18 protein-coding genes are annotated in these 17,410 nt (G+C 58.9%); 2 read left to right on the top strand and 16 right to left on the bottom strand.

Annotation, left to right across the window (positions count from 1 at the left end):
* Nucleotides 1-145: 145 nt before the first annotated feature.
* The 8 genes from hpaA to hpaG form a co-directional block, all read right to left on the bottom strand.
* Nucleotides 146-1,036, bottom strand: a complete 891-nt coding sequence (gene hpaA / locus NQ230_RS20200; RefSeq protein WP_042717310.1) for a 4-hydroxyphenylacetate catabolism regulatory protein HpaA — start codon at nucleotides 1,034-1,036, stop codon at nucleotides 146-148.
* Nucleotides 1,008-2,360 (bottom strand): 4-hydroxyphenylacetate permease, encoded by a 1,353-nt coding sequence (hpaX, locus tag NQ230_RS20195; protein ID WP_257258834.1) that lies wholly within the window; start codon nucleotides 2,358-2,360, stop codon nucleotides 1,008-1,010. Before hpaX ends, hpaA begins: the two co-directional genes overlap by 29 nt.
* 21 nt (nucleotides 2,361-2,381) lie before the next feature.
* Nucleotides 2,382-3,179 carry a 4-hydroxy-2-oxoheptanedioate aldolase gene (gene hpaI / locus NQ230_RS20190; RefSeq protein ID WP_193940840.1) on the bottom strand — a complete coding sequence of 266 codons (798 nt, stop codon included), beginning with the start codon at nucleotides 3,177-3,179 and terminating at the stop codon, nucleotides 2,382-2,384.
* 9 nt (nucleotides 3,180-3,188) lie between these two features.
* The gene (gene hpaH, locus NQ230_RS20185) at nucleotides 3,189-3,992 is read right to left on the bottom strand and encodes a 2-oxo-hept-4-ene-1,7-dioate hydratase (RefSeq protein WP_104949458.1); all 804 of its coding nucleotides are present in this window, start codon (nucleotides 3,990-3,992) and stop codon (nucleotides 3,189-3,191) included.
* A 107-nt stretch (nucleotides 3,993-4,099) separates the two neighbouring features.
* Nucleotides 4,100-4,480 carry a 5-carboxymethyl-2-hydroxymuconate Delta-isomerase gene (locus NQ230_RS20180; protein WP_159515463.1) on the bottom strand — a complete coding sequence of 127 codons (381 nt, stop codon included), beginning with the start codon at nucleotides 4,478-4,480 and terminating at the stop codon, nucleotides 4,100-4,102.
* Nucleotides 4,481-4,489: 9 nt separating this feature from the next.
* On the bottom strand, nucleotides 4,490-5,341 hold the full coding sequence (gene hpaD, locus NQ230_RS20175; RefSeq protein ID WP_257258832.1) for a 3,4-dihydroxyphenylacetate 2,3-dioxygenase: 852 nt from the start codon (nucleotides 5,339-5,341) through the stop codon (nucleotides 4,490-4,492).
* A 2-nt stretch (nucleotides 5,342-5,343) separates the two neighbouring features.
* On the bottom strand, nucleotides 5,344-6,810 hold the full coding sequence (hpaE, locus tag NQ230_RS20170; RefSeq protein WP_108417164.1) for a 5-carboxymethyl-2-hydroxymuconate semialdehyde dehydrogenase: 1,467 nt from the start codon (nucleotides 6,808-6,810) through the stop codon (nucleotides 5,344-5,346).
* A complete protein-coding gene (gene hpaG / locus NQ230_RS20165; RefSeq protein ID WP_257258830.1) occupies nucleotides 6,807-8,084 on the bottom strand; it encodes a 4-hydroxyphenylacetate degradation bifunctional isomerase/decarboxylase in 1,278 nt (425 codons plus the stop codon). The genes hpaE and hpaG overlap by 4 nt, the downstream gene beginning before the upstream one ends.
* Before the next feature lie 270 nt (nucleotides 8,085-8,354).
* On the opposite strand from hpaG, the gene hpaR reads away from it, so the two are divergent.
* Both hpaR and tsr read left to right on the top strand, forming a co-directional pair.
* Complete coding sequence (hpaR, locus tag NQ230_RS20160) at nucleotides 8,355-8,795, top strand: homoprotocatechuate degradation operon regulator HpaR (RefSeq protein WP_023334396.1); 441 nt, start codon at nucleotides 8,355-8,357, stop codon at nucleotides 8,793-8,795.
* Nucleotides 8,796-8,878: 83 nt separating this feature from the next.
* Complete coding sequence (gene tsr, locus NQ230_RS20155) at nucleotides 8,879-10,543, top strand: methyl-accepting chemotaxis protein (protein ID WP_193940845.1); 1,665 nt, start codon at nucleotides 8,879-8,881, stop codon at nucleotides 10,541-10,543.
* Between the two features lie 138 nt (nucleotides 10,544-10,681).
* On the opposite strand, the gene NQ230_RS20150 is transcribed toward tsr, so the two are convergent.
* The 8 genes from NQ230_RS20150 to NQ230_RS20115 all read right to left on the bottom strand — a co-directional run bounded on the left by NQ230_RS20150 (nucleotide 10,682) and on the right by NQ230_RS20115 (nucleotide 17,400).
* Entirely contained in the window at nucleotides 10,682-11,197 is a 516-nt protein-coding gene (locus NQ230_RS20150; RefSeq protein ID WP_213821503.1) for a GNAT family N-acetyltransferase, read from the bottom strand.
* Nucleotides 11,197-13,488 (bottom strand): phosphatidylglycerol--membrane-oligosaccharide glycerophosphotransferase, encoded by a 2,292-nt coding sequence (gene opgB, locus NQ230_RS20145; protein ID WP_257258827.1) that lies wholly within the window; start codon nucleotides 13,486-13,488, stop codon nucleotides 11,197-11,199. Before opgB ends, NQ230_RS20150 begins: the two co-directional genes overlap by 1 nt.
* 270 nt (nucleotides 13,489-13,758) lie before the next feature.
* Nucleotides 13,759-14,241 (bottom strand): YjjA family protein, encoded by a 483-nt coding sequence (locus NQ230_RS20140; protein ID WP_121425077.1) that lies wholly within the window; start codon nucleotides 14,239-14,241, stop codon nucleotides 13,759-13,761.
* 83 nt (nucleotides 14,242-14,324) lie between these two features.
* Entirely contained in the window at nucleotides 14,325-15,062 is a 738-nt protein-coding gene (gene dnaC, locus NQ230_RS20135) for a replicative helicase loader DnaC (RefSeq protein WP_023334409.1), read from the bottom strand.
* Nucleotides 15,059-15,604 (bottom strand): primosomal protein DnaT, encoded by a 546-nt coding sequence (gene dnaT, locus NQ230_RS20130; RefSeq protein ID WP_063143277.1) that lies wholly within the window; start codon nucleotides 15,602-15,604, stop codon nucleotides 15,059-15,061. Before dnaT ends, dnaC begins: the two co-directional genes overlap by 4 nt.
* Nucleotides 15,605-15,752: 148 nt before the next feature.
* On the bottom strand, nucleotides 15,753-16,181 hold the full coding sequence (locus NQ230_RS20125) for an organic hydroperoxide resistance protein (protein WP_010427173.1): 429 nt from the start codon (nucleotides 16,179-16,181) through the stop codon (nucleotides 15,753-15,755).
* Nucleotides 16,182-16,264: 83 nt separating this feature from the next.
* Nucleotides 16,265-16,717 (bottom strand): MarR family winged helix-turn-helix transcriptional regulator, encoded by a 453-nt coding sequence (locus tag NQ230_RS20120; protein WP_121425078.1) that lies wholly within the window; start codon nucleotides 16,715-16,717, stop codon nucleotides 16,265-16,267.
* A gap of 41 nt (nucleotides 16,718-16,758) precedes the next feature.
* Nucleotides 16,759-17,400 carry a TetR/AcrR family transcriptional regulator gene (locus NQ230_RS20115; protein ID WP_029740024.1) on the bottom strand — a complete coding sequence of 214 codons (642 nt, stop codon included), beginning with the start codon at nucleotides 17,398-17,400 and terminating at the stop codon, nucleotides 16,759-16,761.
* Between the last annotated feature and the right edge of the window lie 10 nt (nucleotides 17,401-17,410).

Raw genomic sequence — 17,410 nt, 5'->3', positions numbered from 1 at the left:
GTTTAATTGAAGCCTGAGAGGGGCGTAACGTGAAGGGACGATTGGGACAACGGCGGGTACTTTTCGGGCGGGATTGGGATTTGTGATCTGTGCGGCTTTTCGGCGGGTGGCGCTACGCTTACCCGCCCTACAAAACGTGATGCGTTCAGGAAACCGGTACTTTCTGCGCCCGATACGCGCTCGGCGAGCACCCCACTAAGCGGTTAAAAAACCGGGCAAAATAGGCCGGATCCTTAAACCCCAGCTGCCAGGCAATCTCGCTCACCGCGCTGTCGGAGAAGAGCAGCAGCCGCCTGGCTTCGCGAAGCTGCCGGTCGAAGATCAGCCGCTTCGGCGGGCGGTTGGCGAAGCGGCGGCAGATATCTGTCAGGCGGGATTCGGTCAGGTGCAGTTCGCTGGCGTATTCCGGCACCGTCCAGTGCTGGTGGTAGTGGGCATCTATCAGCTGGGTAAAGCGCTGGAACAGCTTCAGCTCGCCGCGCATGCCGCCCGAAGCGTGGTCGTCGAGCTTCGCGTTGCGCAGCAGCAGGGTGAAGACCGCCTGCGCCAGCAGGACCAGGGTATGCTCGCGCCCCGGCAGCTGTTCCGTGGATTCCCGGGCAATCAGCTGCCAGTAGTGCTTCAGCGCCGCCAGCTCGTCCGGCCTGTCGGCCAGCGAGAGGCAGATCCCCGGCAGGCCAAACGCTTCCCGCGTGCCGGGGTAGAGCACTTCAAGCAGCGGCCAGATCAGATCCTCGCGCACCGTCAGCACGTGCCCGTCGCTGTCGGATTCGGTGATAAACGCGTGCGGCACCGACGGCGGCGTGAGGACGAACAGCGGGGCCTGCACCGAGTAGCGGTGATCGTCGAGCTGGAGCTCAATCTGCCCGGTATCGAGAAAGTGCATCTGAAAATACTGGTCGTGACGATGCGCCTGCATGTCGCGGCCAAAAAAGGCCGCCATGCGGGCGAACGACTGGTAGTGCACATCGTCGGTGCCCAGACTTTCGTCGTACTCCTTGCTGATATCAATGTTGGCGATGGGGCTCTGGCACATGCTCGTTCCTCTGTTGATCCCGCTGCGTCATCGGAATGCGCGTCAGCACCAGCGCGCCGACCACCAGCAGCCCGGCCACAAACCACAGCCCGGAGCTGAAGCTGCCGGTGGCGTCGCGCAGGATCCCAATCAGCAACGGGCTGACGGCGGATCCGACGTTGCCGATGGCGTTGATCACCGCCAGCGCCACCGCGCGTGACTGCAGGCTAATCACCTGGTCCGGCGTGGTCCAGAATATGGCCATGGCGGTAAAGGATCCGGTTGAGGCCATAATGATGCCAAGCAGCTGGATCAGGCTGTGATCGGTGGCCGAGGCCAGCATCCATCCCGCCGCGGCGAACAGGTACGGCAGGATGGTGTGCTTTTTTCGCTCTTTCAGCCTGTCGGAGCGGCGGCTCCACCAGATCATCCCGAGGATGGTGCAAAACTGCGGGATCGCCGCCAGCAGGCCGATGACGATATTGCTGCTCCCCGTGTTAAAGCTTTGCAGGATCTGCGGCGTCCAGATGTTGATGGCGCTGAGCGTGTTGGTCAGGCAGAAGTAGGCCAGCGTGTAAAGCAGCACCGCCGGGGTCAGCACTTCGCGAAGCGTTGATTTCGGCGTGACGGACCGGGCAATGGCGACCTCCTGCTCGCGGGCGATCATCGTTTTCAGCGCCTGCTTTTCGTCGTCGTCGAGCCAGGTGGCCTGATCCGGCGTGTCGTTGAGGTAAAACCAGGTCACCACGCCGAGCACCACCGACGGCAGCCCCTCCAGCAGGAACAGCCACTGCCAGCCCTTCAGATTCCACAGCCCGTCCATCGCCAGAATGTAGCCGGAGAGGATCGAGCCGAGCATCATGGTCACCGGCATGGCGATCATAAACAGCGCATTGGCGCGGGCGCGGTGATAGGCCGGGAACCACCAGGTGAGGTAAACCAGGATCCCCGGCAGGAAGCCCGCTTCGGCAATGCCCACCAGCATGCGTAAAACGTAAAGCGTTTCAGGGCTGGTGGCGAACATGGTGCAGGTGGAGGCGATGCCCCACACCACCATGATCCCGGCGATCCAGCGCCGCGCGCCGATCTTCGCCAGCATGATGTTGCTCGGGATCCCGCACAGCACGTAGGTGACGTAAAACAGCGTCGCGGCCAGGCCAAACATGGTCGATGTGAGGCCCAGATCTTTGCCCATCGTCAGCCCGGCAAAGCCGATGTTGATGCGATCGAGAAACGAAAAGACAAACAGGATAAAGAGAAAGACGATCAGGCGTCGGAACAGCTTGTTAATGGCGCGATGTTCAACAGCTTTATTATCATGGGTTTGCAGGGTAGAGGTCGTCATGGTGCGCTCCAGATCTTACGTTTAGTAGACGGATTTATTGTTATTAACTGACGTAACCGGTTGTTCGATAAAGCGTGCCGCCAGCGCTTCCGCGCTGCGGGCGAGCAGGGTGGTGTCGACGCCGACGGCAACAAACAGCGCGCCGAGTTCAAGGTAGCGTTTCGCCAGCTGCTCGTTCGCCATCAGGATGCCGGGCGCTTTACCCGCCGCACGGATCTGCGCGATCGCCTGCTCGATGGCGGCCTGCACCTCCGGGTGCTGCGGATTGCCGGCAAAGCCCATGTCGGCGCTCAGATCCGCCGGGCCGATAAACACGCCGTCGACGCCTTCCACGTCCAGGATCTGCGGCAGGTTTTTCAGCGCCTCACGGGTTTCAATCTGCACCAGCACGCACATGGCGTCGTTGGCCTGCTGCAGGTAGTCCGGGATGCGGTTCCAGCGCGAGGCGCGCGCCAGGGCGCTGCCGACGCCGCGAATGCCTGCGGGCGGGTAGCGGGTGGCACGTACCGCCAGCCGCGCTTCGTCGGCGTTTTGCACCATCGGCACCAGCAGGGTTTGTGCCCCCACGTCCAGCAGCTGCTTGATCTGCACCGGGTCGTTCCACGACGGGCGCACTACCGGCTGGCTGGGATACGGCGCGATGGCCTGTAATTGGGTTAACACGGTTTGCACGCTGTTCGGCGCGTGCTCGCCGTCGATCAGCAGCCAGTCGAAGCCTGCCCCCGCCAGCAGCTCGGCGCTGTAGCTGCTGGTCAGCCCCAGCCATAATCCAATTTGCGGGCGGCCTGCCTGCAGCGCCGCTTTGAATGCGTTTTGCATGGTCCTCTCCTAAACAAAGCGGCAGCTGATGGAGCCCATATTGCCGTAGTCCACGTGGAAGGTGTCGCCTCTGCTGGCGGGCACCGGGCGGGTAAAGGAGCCGCCGAGGATGATTTGCCCCGGCTCAAGCTGCACGTCGTACGGCGCCAGCTTGTTCGCCAGCCACGCCACGCCGTTCGCCGGGTGGTTAAGCACGCCTGCGGCAACACCGGTCTCTTCGATCACACCGTTGCGGTAGAGCAGGGCGGAGATCCAGCGCAGATCCAGCGCGTCGGGCTTAATCGGACGGCCGCCGAGGATCACCCCCGCGTTAGCGGCGTTATCGGAGATGGTGTCGAACACCTTGCGCGGGCGCTGGGTTTCCGGGTCAACGTTGTGGCAGCGGGCGTCGATCAGCTCCAGCGCGGGGATGACGTAGTCCGTAGCGTTGTAGACGTCGAAGATGGTGCAGTTCGGGCCGCGCAGCGGTTTTGCCAGCACAAAGGCCAGCTCCACTTCGATACGCGGAACGATAAAGCGATCGACGGGAATGTCGCTGCCGTCGTGGAAGAACATGTCGTCCAGCAGCGCGCCGTAGTCCGGCTCGCTTATCTGGGAGCTGGCCTGCATCGCTTTGGAGGTGAGGCCGATCTTGTGGCCCTTCAGCACGCGGCCTTCGGCGATTTTCAGGCTGACCCATTCGCGCTGGACGGCGTAGGCGTCTTCAATCGTGATCTCCGGGTAGTCCAGCGAGATCGCGCGGATCTGCTCCCGGGATTGTTCCGCCTGATGCAGGCGATGGGCGATCAGGGTATGGGTATGTTTGTCGAGCATGGCGATATCCTTTGTGCGGCTGTTGCCGGGTGGCGCTGCGCTTACCCGGCCTACGTTCGGAGCCGTTGTAGGCCCGGTAAGCGCAGCGCCACCGGGCGAGCAGACGGCTACTTAAACAACGCGTGCACGTTGTTTTGTTTGTAATTGAGCGTCGGGTGCAGCTCGTCGAGCTCGAACGACAGCGCCAGATACCGGCTGTTCATCAGCGCTGCGAAATGATCTTTAATCAACGCAAACAGCATCTCCCCCACGGCTTCCCGGCTCTCCAGGCTGCGCCCGGCACCAATCTTCAGCGTCATATGCACAAAGGCGTAATCGTGCTTGCCGTCGGCCATCTGCCAGGTGTCCAGCCAGTGGGCGCGGCTGCGGATACCGCCGATGGGGAAGATGCCTGTGGCGGCGAGCGCCTCGTTGACTTTGGCGAACAGCCCCGGCAGGTCGGCCTGCTCGCGGATATTGTCGGTACATTCAGCAATAAAGTGCGGCATGGTGGCTCCTTACGCGGGCAGCGGGAAAACGGCGTTAACCTGGCCGGTGCCGGAGCTGGCGAACAGCTCGGTGAGGAACTCCACCTTGCCGTCGTACTGGTCCCAGCCGAGCATGCCCAGCAGCATCACGGTGTCGTGCATGTTGCCCTCGCCATAGCAGTAGTCGGCGTACTCCGGCAGCATGCTGCAGAATTCTTTGAACTGGCCCTCGCGCCACAGCTTCACCACGCGCTCGTCCATCTGACGGTCAAACTCGCGGGTGTAGCTGTTCATCCCTTCCTCCGCGCGCTGGTCGTCGATAAAGCGGTGCGACAGCGAGCCGCTGGCGAGCACCGCCACGGTGCCGTCGTATTTTTCGATGGCGCTGACGATGGCCTCTCCCAGTCTGCGGCTGTCGGCAAAGTCGTGAACCGTGCAGAACGCCGAGATGGAGATCACCCTGAAGTGCTTATCCGCGTTCATATAGCGCATCGGCACCAGCGTGCCGTACTCCAGCTTGAGGCTCGGGATGTTGTGCGCTTTGGCGCGCACGCCGAGCTTCACCGCCTCGTCGGCAATCAGCTGGCCGAGTTCCGGGTTGCCGTCGTAGTCGTAGGTCATGTCGCGGATAAAGTGCGGCAGCTCGTTGCTGGTGTAGACGCCCGCAAAATGGTCCGCACAGTTGATGTGGTACGCGCTGTTCACCAGCCAGTGGGTGTCGAACACGATGATGGTATCCACGCCCAGCTCGCGGCAGCGCTTGCTGATCTCTTTATGCCCGTCGATGGCCGACTGGCGGCAGCCGTGGTTTTTCCCCGGCAGCTCGGAGAGGTACATCGACGGAACGTGCGTGATCTTCGCCGCTAACGCTAATTTACCCATGGTCAGATCCCCCACTTTGGAATCGGATGGTCGCCCATGGAGATGCAGACGTTCTTCATCTCCGCGAACACTTCAAAGCTGTACTCGCCGCCCTCGCGGCCGGTGCCGGAGGCCTTTACGCCGCCAAACGGCTGGCGCAGGTCGCGCACGTTTTGGGTGTTCACGAACACCATGCCCGCCTCGATGCTGCGCGCCAGGCGCAGCACTTTGCTGACGTCCTGGGTCCAGATGTACGACGCCAGGCCGTACTCCACGTCATTCGCCAGGCGCAGGCCTTCCGCTTCGTCCTTGAACGGCAGCAGGCAGGCCACCGGCCCGAAGATCTCCTCCTGCGCCACGCGCATGCGGTTGTCGACGTCCGCCAGCACGGTCGGGCGCAGGAAGTTGCCGCCCTTCAGGTGCGCAGGCAGATCGGTCGGTTTGTCCGGGCCGCCTGCCAGCAGGGTTGCGCCCTCCTCAATGCCGAGACGGATGTAGCCGGAAACCTTCTCCCAGTGCTGCTTGCTGATGAGTGCGCCAATCTGGGTATTCGGATCGTTTGGATCCCCAACGCGCAGGCGGTTGGCGCGCTCGGCAAAGCGCTTGACGAATTCCGGGTAGATGCTCTGCTGGATAAAGATGCGCGAGCCCGCGGTGCAACGCTCGCCGTTGATGGAGAAGATGGTGAACAGGGCGGCGTCCAGCGCGCGCTCGATGTCGGCATCTTCAAAAATCAGCACCGGGGATTTGCCGCCCAGCTCCATGGAGTATTTCTTCAGCCCGGCGTTTTTCATGATGTTGCGCCCGGTGGCGGTGCCGCCGGTGAAGGAGACGGCGCGCACGTCGTGATGGCGCACTAGCGCGTCGCCTGCCGTCGCGCCGTAGCCCTGCACCACGTTCAGCACGCCCGCCGGAATGCCCGCCTCTAGCGCCAGCTCGCCCAGACGGTCGGCGGTCAGCGGGGAGAGTTCAGACATCTTCAGCACCGCGGTGTTGCCCAGCGCCAGGCAGGGCGCGACCTTCCAGGTGGCGGTCATAAACGGCACGTTCCACGGCGAGACCAGCGCGCAGACGCCCACCGGCTGCACCAGCGTGTAGTTGAGCATCTTATCGTCAACCGGGTAGGTTTTGCCGTTCATCTGCTGGCACACTTCGGCGAAGAACTCGAAGTTGTGCGAGGCGCGCGGGATGAGCACGTTTTTGGTCTGGTGGATCGGCAGGCCGGTGTCGGCGGTTTCCATAGCGGCGATCTCAGGCACGTTCTGGTCGATCAGATCGCCCAAACGGCGCATCAGGCGCGCGCGCTCCTTCATCGGCAGGTTAGCCCACTTCGGGAACGCCTCTTTGGCGGCGGCGACGGCCTGGTGAATTTCAGCTTCACCGCCGGAGGCGACTTCTGCCAGCACCTCGCCGGAGGCGGGGTTGGTGGTGTGGAAGTACTCGCTTCCGGCGACGTTTTTACCGTTGATCCAGTGGTTAATCTTTTTCATTTTGCAGTCTCCTCGCTGACAATTCGGTTCACCAGGCGTCCGACGCCCTCCACTTCCACCACCACCTCATCGCCCGGCACCACGTCGGACAGCCCTTTTGGCGTGCCGGTGGCAATCATGTCGCCTGGCTGCAGGGTCATAAAATCGCTCAGGTACGCAATCAGGAACGGAATGCTGAAGATCAGATCCGCCGTGGTGCCTTCCTGGCGCAGCTCGCCGTTGACGAAGGTGCGCAGGGCGAGGTTGTGCGGGTCGGGAATCGCCGCTTTCGGCACGATGTGGGGAGAAATAGGCGTCAGCCCGTCGCGGCTTTTTACCCGCAGGTTCGGGCGGTAGTAGTTTTCCAGGTAGTCGCGTATGGCGTAGTCGTTGCAGACCGTGTAGCCCGCCACGTAGTCCATCGCCTCGGTTTCGCTCACTCTGCGCGCGGTTTTACCGATGACCACCACCAGCTCCGCCTCGTAGTGCATGTATTCGATATTGTTCGGGCGCACCGACGTCTGGTTGTCGCCGTTGAACGTGTTTGGCGCTTTGATAAATACCAGCGGCTCGGTGGGCGGCTTGAAGTCCAGCTCGCTGGCGTGGTCGGCATAGTTCAGACCGAGGGCAAACAGCGTGGCGTGCGGCGGCGTGCTGTGGGCAATAGTGACGTTGCGCTCATCCACCACCGGGTTTTCCAGCGGCGGAAAGCCTGCCGCCAGAATACGCAGGCGATCGCCCGGGCGGATCTCCACGCGGCTTTGCGGGGTGCCGAGCAGGATCGCATCGCCGGGATTGAGGGTGGCGAACTCGCTCAGGGCGCTCAGCAGTTCGGCAGCGCTGCGCTGAAGATCGGCGGTGTTCCAGTGGTCCGCTTCGCGGCCGTTGATCTCGGTGATGATGGTCAGGTTATCCACGCTATCAACGGCGACAAGTTCGCCCAGCGGGCAAAATCCGTCCCGGCATTTGGCCTTGATGGCCGGGCGGTAGAAGCTCTCTTCCGGCAGGCTCACCTCGTTGGCCAGCGCGTATCCGGCGATGTATTCCGCCGCATTTTCCACGCTCACCCTGCTGGCGGTTTTGCCCACGACCAGCGCCACCGTCGCGCCGCTCAGCACCGTTTCCCCCTGCGGGAAGGGGATCGGCTCGCCCGCGCGGATCACCGTGTTATGCGGTTTGATAAACCACACGGCTGTTTTCGGCGGCGTATTGTAAGGGGCTTTTTCAAACGCCTCGCGCCAGGCGTCACGCTGGCTTTGATGGTTGAGGGCGACGGCAAAAACGGTACCTTTCATTCACATACTCCTCACCCCGGCGGTCCGGGTTATGATTTCATTAATATGTTAATGATCTGGTTTTATGCTTTTGCTGTTTATTTCGCAATCAGAAGTGAAAAATTTGTGATATGAATAACAATAAATTTACATATTGGTTTTTATTTATAGTTAAATCAGGTTGTTAATAAAACTGAATGGTTTCTGTTAGACTTTTTGACGGAAAACGTGTTGTTTATAAAAGCAACTTTTAGTGATTGTTTACTTGTTAATGATGTGAAGGGAGAGGCTATGCATGACTCATTAACCATCGCGCTGCTGCAGGCGCGGGAAGCGGCGATGTCGTACTTCCGCCCGATCGTAAAGCGCCATAATCTGACCGAGCAGCAGTGGCGCATTGTGCGCGTGCTGGCTGAGCATCCGTCGATGGATTTTCACGATCTGGCGTTTCGCACCTGCATTTTGCGCCCGAGCCTGACCGGCATCCTGACGCGCATGGAGCGTGACGGCCTGGTGCTGCGCCTAAAGCCGGTGAACGACCAGCGCAAGCTGTACGTGTCGCTGACCAAAGAGGGGAATGCGCTGTACGAACACGCCCAGGCGCAGGTCGAAGAGGCGTATCAGCAAATTGAGGCGGAATACACGCCGGAGAAGATGAAACAGCTGACGGCGCTGCTGGAAGAGTTTATTGAACTCGGAAACCGGCATAACGCAGCGCGGGAAGAAGAGTAAAAACCACAAATTCCAGGATGATTTTCGTAAAGTTTTCCCTTTCCAGGCCGAAAATTCTGTATCTGTCTGAGGAAAGAGAAAACATGTTAAACCGTATCAAGATTGTCACCAGCTTAATGCTGGTTTTAGCGATATTTGGCCTTTTACAACTCACGTCCGGTGGTCTTTTCTTTAATGCCCTTAAGAATGACAAAGAGAATTTCACCGTCCTGCAAACCATTCGCCAGCAACAATCCACGCTGAACGCCAGCTGGGTCGCGTTGCTGCAAACCCGTAATACCCTGAACCGCGCGGGTATCCGCTACATGATGGATCAGAGCAATATCGGCAGCGGCGCGACCGTTAACGATTTGATGCAAATCGCGTCTACGTCTCTGAAACAGGCGGAAAAAAACTGGGCTGCCTACGAAGCCCTGCCGCGCGATCCGCGTCAAAGCGATGCGGATGCCATGGAGATCAAGCGTAACTATGATATTTACCACGGCGCGCTGGCGGAGCTGATTCAGCTGCTGGGCGCGGGCAAAATCAACGCCTTCTTCGACCAGCCGACCCAGAGCTATCAGGACGGTTTTGAGAAGCAGTATGTGAGCTACCTGCAGCAGAACGACAAGCTGTACCAGACGGCGGTCGAAGACAGCAACAGCTCCTTCAGCCAGGCTATCTGGGTGCTGATCAGCGTCCTGATTGCCGTGCTGGTGGTGATCGTGGCCGTCTGGCTCAACATCAAGCAGACGCTGATCTCTCCGCTGAATCGTTTGATCGACAACATTCGCCATATCGCCAGCGGTGACCTGGTGAAGCGCATTGAGGTTCAGGGCACTAACGAGATGGGTGAGCTGGCCGACTCGCTGCGTCATATGCAGGGTGAGCTGGTGCGTACCGTCGGCGACGTGCGTAACGGCGCGAACGCTATCTACAGCGGCGCGAGCGAAATTGCGATGGGCAACAACGACCTCTCCTCCCGTACTGAACAGCAGGCCGCTTCCCTGGAAGAGACCGCGGCCAGCATGGAGCAGCTGACGGCGACCGTTAAGCAGAACGCCGAAAACGCCCGTCAGGCGAGCCATCTTGCCCTGAGCGCCTCGGAAACCGCGCAGAAAGGCGGCAAAGTGGTGGATAACGTGGTGCAGACCATGCGCGATATCGCGGGCAGTTCGCAGAAAATTGCCGACATTATCAGCGTGATCGACGGCATTGCTTTCCAGACCAACATTCTGGCACTGAACGCGGCGGTAGAAGCGGCGCGTGCGGGCGAGCAGGGGCGTGGTTTTGCGGTGGTGGCAGGTGAAGTACGTAACCTGGCCCAGCGCAGCGCCCAGGCGGCCCGCGAGATCAAGAGCCTGATCGAAGACTCCGTTGGCCGCGTGGAAGTGGGTTCAACGCTGGTAGAAAGCGCCGGTGAAACCATGGGTGAGATCGTGAATGCGGTGACCCGCGTAACGGACATCATGGGGGAAATCGCCTCTGCGTCTGACGAGCAGAGCCGCGGTATCGACCAGGTGGGTCTGGCGGTAGCTGAGATGGATCGCGTGACCCAGCAGAACGCCTCGCTGGTTGAGGAATCTGCCGCAGCCGCCGCCGCCCTGGAAGAGCAGGCGAGCCGTCTGACGCAGGCCGTGGCGGTGTTCCGCATTCAGCAGGAGCAGATGAAAGCGCGCGAGTTCGCTGCGGCTAAAGCGGTTTCCACGCCGGTGATGGCGCGTAAAACCGTGACGGCCGATTCAGGCGATAACTGGGAAACGTTCTAACTCTGCGCGTTGTGCCGGGTGGCGGCTGCGCCTTACCCGGCCTACGGTTCATGGTTTTTGCCGGGTGGCGGCTGTGCCTTACCCGGCCTACGGGGCAGGGTTTTGTAGGCCCGGTAAGCGCAGCGCCACCGGGCGATATTACAGAGGCAGGCGCATGGCGCAGCGCGTTTCATACGCTAAGCCGTGCGCTGTCTCTTCTTCACGTTTTTCACGCAGTTCAGGCGTGAGTTCAGTTACGTATTCAAACCCCAGCTTTGCATAGAAAGGCGCGTTCCACGGTACGTCCCGAAACGTTGTCAACGTCAGCGACGCCAGCCCCAGCCTGCGGGCATGGTCAGCCGCACGGGAGATGAGCTGCCGACCTATTCCTTTTCCCTGCCAGTCCAGATCGACCGAGAGCTCCACGATAAACAGCGACGAAGAGTGCGCTTCGGTGAGGATAAACCCTACGGGGCGGTCGTTCGCCAGCGCCAGCCAGCTTAGCCCACGTTCGGCATACTCAAGGTGCTGCTCAGCGGAAATGACCTCACCGTCGGCAAGCCAGGCGAGCTCCGGGTCTTCACGAAAGCGCTCGCCCGCCGCGCGTTCAATAGCGGGCAGGACGGTAACGTCGACGGGACGCGTGGGGCGAACGGTGAGGTTAAGATCGACCATTAGCCTGCGCGACTCACAATTTTAATTTCGACCATGCCAATCCCGATCTCGCGCGGTGAGTGTCCAAGGATATTCCCTTCATTGGTCGACTGCGGGTCCGGCGGCACAATCACCAGGGTATTGCTGCGCGATGGGTTCTCAAAATGCAGCGTGTGCGTGCTCACCTCGTTCCCGAGCGTCAGGGTCTGCTCCCGATCGCCCACGCGCACCGGTACGGGCCTGTTAGCGTTAGGGCCATACGCTCTGGCGGTGATCACCAGGTCGAACTGTTCCGGCAGCGGATGGGCGTACTCAATTTTCACCTCGTTGCCCAGCTGCGCGTTTGACCAACGTCCCCAGGACTCCGGACGCGAGATGCCGCTAAACTGCTTCACTTCCTCGGGCGCGCCGGCCACGTTAAAGATAAAGCTGTCTGCCTTATAGCGAATATCGTTATCGCTGACCTTCAGCATGTCGATGTTGTGCTGATAGCGCGCGGTATCAATCACCGTATCTTTAAACGCGGTTTTGCCTTTCCACTGGGCTTTATCAACGTGCTGCACGGTTTGCTCCCCGCCAAGCTGTCCCTGAGAGACGCACCAGTCCGTAGAGAGCGCAAGCGTCTGCGACCAGAGCTGGCCCATTTTGTAGCACCGGTCGACCCAGACAAAATTATCGCGTGGCGCAAAATCAGCCAGCTGATAGCGCAGCGGCGCGGAATATTCGCTTTCCGGCAGCGGCTCGACGCGACCCTCCGACACGCGCACCAGCAGCGGCAGACGGAAGCTACTGCCCGAGAAGGCAATCGTGTTTTTATCCCGATCGACGGTGAAGTCCTTCATCTCTTTCGGGAAGTTCCACAGGCGGATGATGTCTGGCTTCCAGGCGAGGATTTTTTCCTTCATGTTGAGGAACACTTCCGACAGGGATTGCCCCGACAGCGTGCTGCGCCCAAGGCCAATAAAGTTGTCGCCGCCCAGAATGTCCAGCACGGTTGCGCCGTTATCCATGGAGTTGCGTTTGGTGGCGATCGTCTCCTGCTGCGGCTGGTCGCCGCGCAGGACGAAGAACAGGTTGCTGCGATCCTGCTTGTTGAGCTGATCCCAGGCGCTGTTTTTCATCGCCAGATGGTCAGACGAAACGACGATGACGGTGTTTTTAAACCAGGGCGAGGCTTTGATTTTCTCGACCAGCGCGGCAATGTGCTCCTGGCTGCAGGTAACGGCGCTGAAAGACTTGTTGTTTTTGCCGTCAACGTCATAGCTTTTGCGTTTGCAGCTGCGCGAGACGAACCCGTCCGGATGGTGGGTGTCCACCGTCAGCGCAAAGAGGGAGAAGCGCTTGCCCGAGCGGGAAAGCTCCTCGAATTTCTTCCAGGTTTCGTCGAGTACCGTATCATCATAGAAGCCCCAGTCGTTACGGTAGCTCGGATCGGCAACCGTCGTTTTTAACTCTTCCGAGCCATACAGGTGGTCAAAACCGTGGGATCTCAGGAACACGTCTTTTCCGGCAAAGCGCAGGTTTGCCCCCTGCATAAAATAGTTTTCGTAGCCGGAGTTTTTCAGGATATCGCCGAGGCAAATATTCTGTGGAAAAAACGTCGACATCGAGGCTGAGGCGTTACCTTCAAAAGGCGCAAACAGCGGGATACCGCACTGGGAGGCAACCATCCCGGCAATCGTATAATCCGTGCCGGGCAGCTGCATGGTGTGGCTGAAATCGAGACCTTCATTTTTCAGCGCGCCCAGGTCTGGCGTCAGGTTCGGGAACGCGTCGTTATCAAAGTACGTGCGTTCCAGGCTTTCACCGTAGATGTAGACCAGGTTGAGCTTCGGGTTGGCGATCGTTTTCGACGGTTCTTTATAGTAAGCCACGAAATCAGGATCGCCTTCGCGCGACTGGGATTTCACCAGCTCGGTGATCTGATGGAACGCCGGGCTGGCGTCGACGGAGGCCAGCGCCAGGAATAACGCCAACAGGCTGTAGCCATGATGGTGCGGAAGATGGCGGCGACGACGCAGCACCCAGGCCAGCGCGCCAAAAATCGTCACCAGCGCGACAATAATGCCGAGCCCCGGAAGAATGTACTTGCCCACACCCGCGCCCGTCAGGCTGTTCGTCAGCGTGTAGAGCACCGCATCGTTAATACCGTCACCGGTAAAGTAATCGCTGGCGTATAAGGTAATGTTTAAAATAATAAAAATGCCGAGCACCACCAGCGTGGCGATAAACCACCAGGTGTGACGGCCAGCTTTCCAGGCGTAAATGCCGACGGAAGCCAGAAAAAGGATAAGAGACATGAATTCAGACAACAGCATATCCTCATGACGCCAGATGGTTCGCTGGCTAACTGTTTATTTTTTGGGTCATACAATGTAATTGCGATGTCGTTAAGCTGCAATTTTAGTGTCACGAAAGTGTGCTGTTGTTAGGATTTGGTTTAGAAAATCGTTTTTATGAAGACGGACACATCCTGACAAACGGACGCTGAGACGGTGGCAGGTGGGAAAAACGCTCGTTTAGCGCCGCGCTGCAAGACTATCGCATTAAACGCGGCGTGTTGTGGCAGAAAATGGGGTGGATCAGGAGAGGAAATTAACGCCTTGTTTCAGCACCAGATCGCAGGCTTTGGTTTTCACCTGTTTTGCCAGAGAAGAGTTGCCGAGGGTGCTCAGGTTCAGCTGCTGGCCGTTTTGCGCGTTAAGCAGGCCCTGAATGCCGTCCATATAGTTGGTGTCCGCTTTCTGCTCCTGGGTATCCAGACCCAGTTTACCCAGCACCTGGTTTTTCACGTTTTGCGCGTCGGTCACGGAGGCCAGCTTTTGCTTCGCGCAATATTCCAGAATCCCCGCCGCATTGTTCATCGTGCCCGCGCTGAGGCTCTGAGAGCTGTTGCCCAACAGGCTGGTGAGGGAGGAGGCGGAGAGTCCACCCTGAGAGCTGCTGCTCTCTTTGGTCAGCTCATTTGCTGCGCTTGACAGGGACTCCTGCCAGGACGCCGCTTGCGCTGCGCCAGTCACCAGCAGCGCGCCTAAAAAGGTGCTGATTAGAATTTGTTTTTTCATCATGGCTCTCTCAAAAAGGTCCGTTTTGGGCCGAGGGGGTTCCAGTATATACCTATGCCCTGGCGGCGATTCCTGGAACTGTCTTAATACTCTTTGCCGGTAACGCGGCTGCGGTAACTTTCCCAGTCGAAGATGACATAGAGGCTGTTACCCAGCTTCATGCGGTCCATGACGCGTTCCCCCAGCAGGCGGGTCATCTCGTCAATATTGTGGTTCGTCAGCATGCCGGTGGGGCGCTTGGACGAGGAGCGGCGATCGACAATCTGGTTGATGATCACTTTTTCATAGCGGGATTCTGTCTGAACGCCAATCTCGTCGATGACCAGCAAATCGACATTGCTCAGATCGTTAAGCAGCTGTTCTTCGCTGGTTTCGCGGTTGCTGAAGGTGTCTTTCATCGCGGACATGATATCGGCCACGGTGATGATAAGAACCGATTTACCCCGCAGAAGCAGCTCGTTGCAGATGGCGGCTGCCAGGTGGTTTTTTCCGGTGCCCGGCTTGCCGCTAAAGATGAAGCTGGCGATATTGCCGTCGAATTCATCCACGTACTGACGGGCGGCGGCAAGGGCGTTCATCTGCCCGTTGGTTTCGACTTTATAGTTATCGAACGAGCAGTTCTGGTGCAGGGGGCGGATACCGGAACGGTTAAAGGTGCGCTGCATTTTCATCGCCCGGTTTTCCCTGGCGAGCGCGGCGGCGCGGATCTCTCCTTGCTCTTTTTGCCACGCCAGCAGCTCTTCACCCGTGGTGAAAGCGGGCTTCACGTTGGCAGGCATCATTTTTTGCAGACGTTTCATCAGGTCGCCGACGTTCTTCATTTCGCACCTCGGAATCCGCTGGGGATCTGTTTATCCGGTTCTGAAAACGCGTTGATATCGCGTTTGGGCTGGCCGTTGTTGCCGGCGCGGGTAATTTGAAGATGACGCGCAAGCTTTTGCTGCCACTGAATGTGGGTGAAGACTTTCCCTTCCGCCTGCCACCAGGCGGTAAACGCGGCGAGCTCTTCGGCGGTGGCCGGCTGGGTTAACGCGATGCCCCACAGCGCCGCCTGCCGCTGAAAATCCGCATCCGGCTGCCAGCCCGCGTACAGGGCAAATTTTCCCATTGGAACGGTCACGGGGACGTTGACCGGTTCATCAAAGAACTGGTTGTCCAGCGCGACATCGCTCGCCGGGCGTGACAGTTGCGCTTCGATCTCCAGAAGCTGTGCCAGACGTTCCGGCGTGATTGCGTAAAACGCCGGCGCGTTGTCGGCAAAAACCGCAACCGTGCCGCCTTCGGCGTGGGTCAACACACCGCGTGGGTCGCGCATAAAGGCATCAATGCCAGCAATGCTGGTGGTCAGAATTCTGGAGGACATAACGCTTACTCTACTGATTACTACGGGCGTGATATGGGCTTATGGTAGCACAGAGAGAGGAAAGGGAAGGAGGGGATTTCCCCGGTGGCGCTGCGCTTACCGGGGCTACGGTCGTAGGCCTGATAAGCGCAGCGCCATCAGGTATTTATCACGCGATGATGTTCAGAGTCACGTCGATGTTGCCGCGGGTCGCGTTAGAGTACGGGCAAACAATGTGCGCCGCGTCGACCAGCTTTTTGGCTTCCGCGGGATCCATACCCTCAACGTGGATGTTCAGTTTCGCTTCGATACCAAAACCGGTTGGCAGCGGGCCAATACCCACTTCGCCTTCAATAAAGGCCTCTTTTGGCAGGGCAAATTTGTCGCGCGCCGCCACGAACTTCATCGCGCCCAGGAAGCAGGCAGAGTAGCCGGCAGCAAAAAGCTGCTCAGGGTTCGTTACTTCTCCCCCCATGCCGCCCATCTCTTTTGGCACGCCCAGTTTTACGTCCAGTACGCCATCGGAAGAGGTGGCACGACCGTCACGGCCACCGGTTGCTTTGGCTTTGGCGGTATAAACGACTTTTTCTAAAGACATGGCAGGTTCCTCATCTTGCTTTAATGTGTGCTATTAAATAGCGTGCGATATATATGGGTAATAATCACGCGTAAAGTATAGCCTTACGCGCGGTGTAGCTGTTGTCGCAAAAATTCGAGCTGCTGTTTGAGCGCCAGCAGGGTGTCGGTATCACACTGCGCTGCGCAACCCACCGCATGGGGGATACCCAATGCCTGCTGCTGCAGTTCACGTCCCGCTTCGCTCAGGGTGACGGCGACCTGACGTTCATCTTTGCGGGAACGGTGACGGTTGATTAACCCGGCACTTTCCAGCCGCTTCAACAGCGGCGTAAGGGTCGCTGAGTCCAGAAACAGCCGTTCGCCGATGTCCGATACCGTCATGTCATCCTGCTCCCACAGCACCAGCATCACCAGGTATTGCGGATAGGTCAGGTTCAGCGGTGCCAGCAGTTGCCGGTACAGCTTATTAAGCGCCAGATTTGCCGAATAGAGGGCAAAGCAGAGCTGGTTATCCAGCTTGAGCGCAGCGGTTGCGTCGTTCGTTTTCGCGTTCATGAAATGAATATAGATAGTGCACGATTTAATTGCAAGCAATTTTATGGGCAGGTGTAGCGGAGCGCTACCTGAACGGCCATTTTGCGGTAGTGCTGGCGCTGGGCCTGTTCGTCCGCACCGTCTTCAAACAGGAGTGTGAAGGTGTAGCTGTTGGCAACGTAGTGAAAGCTGAAGCTGCTTATCAGGCGGTGAAGATCGCGGGCGTCAACCGTCTGGCTGAAGAGCTGCTTTTCTTTGCCCCGGCGCAGGATTTCCTCCAGCAGGTCGAGCGCGCTGCGGTTGACCTGGCGAAGATAGCTCGACTGCTGCATAAAGCGGCCACGCTGCATGTTTTCCATGCAGATAATCCGGATGTAGTCGGGATGGTCGGCATGATAGTCAAAGGTGGCTTCAACCAGGTCGACCAGCGCTTCAACAGGGGGCATTCCCGCCAGGCTTAGTGCTTTTTCACTGGCGCGAATCTGGGTATAAACGTGTTCCAGCACCAGGAGATAGAGATTCTCTTTATTTTTGAAATGGTAAACCACCATGCGTTTGGTGGTACCCGCTTTCTCCGCAATTTGCTCCATGCGGGCACCGTTCAATCCATACTCGGCAAAAAGCGCGATGGCGCTCTGAAAAATTTTCTCTTTCAGGCTGGATTCTTCACTGTGCTCGGGGTGTTCGCTGCCAGGGTTAGCCACATCCTTTCCT

The organism is Enterobacter asburiae (genome assembly GCF_024599655.1).
Taxonomy (GTDB): Bacteria; Pseudomonadota; Gammaproteobacteria; order Enterobacterales; family Enterobacteriaceae; genus Enterobacter; species Enterobacter asburiae_D.
This window is presented reverse-complemented; position numbering and strand designations above follow the sequence as displayed.

What these genes read in the sequence shown, in the direction of transcription:
- hpaE (WP_108417164.1), bottom strand. Translation starts at nt 6,810, where the DNA reads ATGAAAAAGATTAACCACTGGATCAACGGTAAAAACGTCGCCGGAAGC.
- dnaC (WP_023334409.1), bottom strand. Translation starts at nt 15,062, where the DNA reads ATGAAGAACGTCGGCGACCTGATGAAACGTCTGCAAAAAATGATGCCT.
- hpaD (WP_257258832.1), bottom strand. Translation starts at nt 5,341, where the DNA reads ATGGGTAAATTAGCGTTAGCGGCGAAGATCACGCACGTTCCGTCGATG.
- hpaA (WP_042717310.1), bottom strand. Translation starts at nt 1,036, where the DNA reads ATGTGCCAGAGCCCCATCGCCAACATTGATATCAGCAAGGAGTACGAC.
- hpaG (WP_257258830.1), bottom strand. Translation starts at nt 8,084, where the DNA reads ATGAAAGGTACCGTTTTTGCCGTCGCCCTCAACCATCAAAGCCAGCGT.
- hpaH (WP_104949458.1), bottom strand. Translation starts at nt 3,992, where the DNA reads ATGCTCGACAAACATACCCATACCCTGATCGCCCATCGCCTGCATCAG.
- hpaR (WP_023334396.1), top strand. Translation starts at nt 8,355, where the DNA reads ATGCATGACTCATTAACCATCGCGCTGCTGCAGGCGCGGGAAGCGGCG.
- dnaT (WP_063143277.1), bottom strand. Translation starts at nt 15,604, where the DNA reads ATGTCCTCCAGAATTCTGACCACCAGCATTGCTGGCATTGATGCCTTT.
- hpaX (WP_257258834.1), bottom strand. Translation starts at nt 2,360, where the DNA reads ATGACGACCTCTACCCTGCAAACCCATGATAATAAAGCTGTTGAACAT.
- NQ230_RS20180 (WP_159515463.1), bottom strand. Translation starts at nt 4,480, where the DNA reads ATGCCGCACTTTATTGCTGAATGTACCGACAATATCCGCGAGCAGGCC.
- hpaI (WP_193940840.1), bottom strand. Translation starts at nt 3,179, where the DNA reads ATGCAAAACGCATTCAAAGCGGCGCTGCAGGCAGGCCGCCCGCAAATT.
- NQ230_RS20125 (WP_010427173.1), bottom strand. Translation starts at nt 16,181, where the DNA reads ATGTCTTTAGAAAAAGTCGTTTATACCGCCAAAGCCAAAGCAACCGGT.
- NQ230_RS20150 (WP_213821503.1), bottom strand. Translation starts at nt 11,197, where the DNA reads ATGGTCGATCTTAACCTCACCGTTCGCCCCACGCGTCCCGTCGACGTT.
- NQ230_RS20120 (WP_121425078.1), bottom strand. Translation starts at nt 16,717, where the DNA reads ATGAACGCGAAAACGAACGACGCAACCGCTGCGCTCAAGCTGGATAAC.
- tsr (WP_193940845.1), top strand. Translation starts at nt 8,879, where the DNA reads ATGTTAAACCGTATCAAGATTGTCACCAGCTTAATGCTGGTTTTAGCG.
- NQ230_RS20140 (WP_121425077.1), bottom strand. Translation starts at nt 14,241, where the DNA reads ATGAAAAAACAAATTCTAATCAGCACCTTTTTAGGCGCGCTGCTGGTG.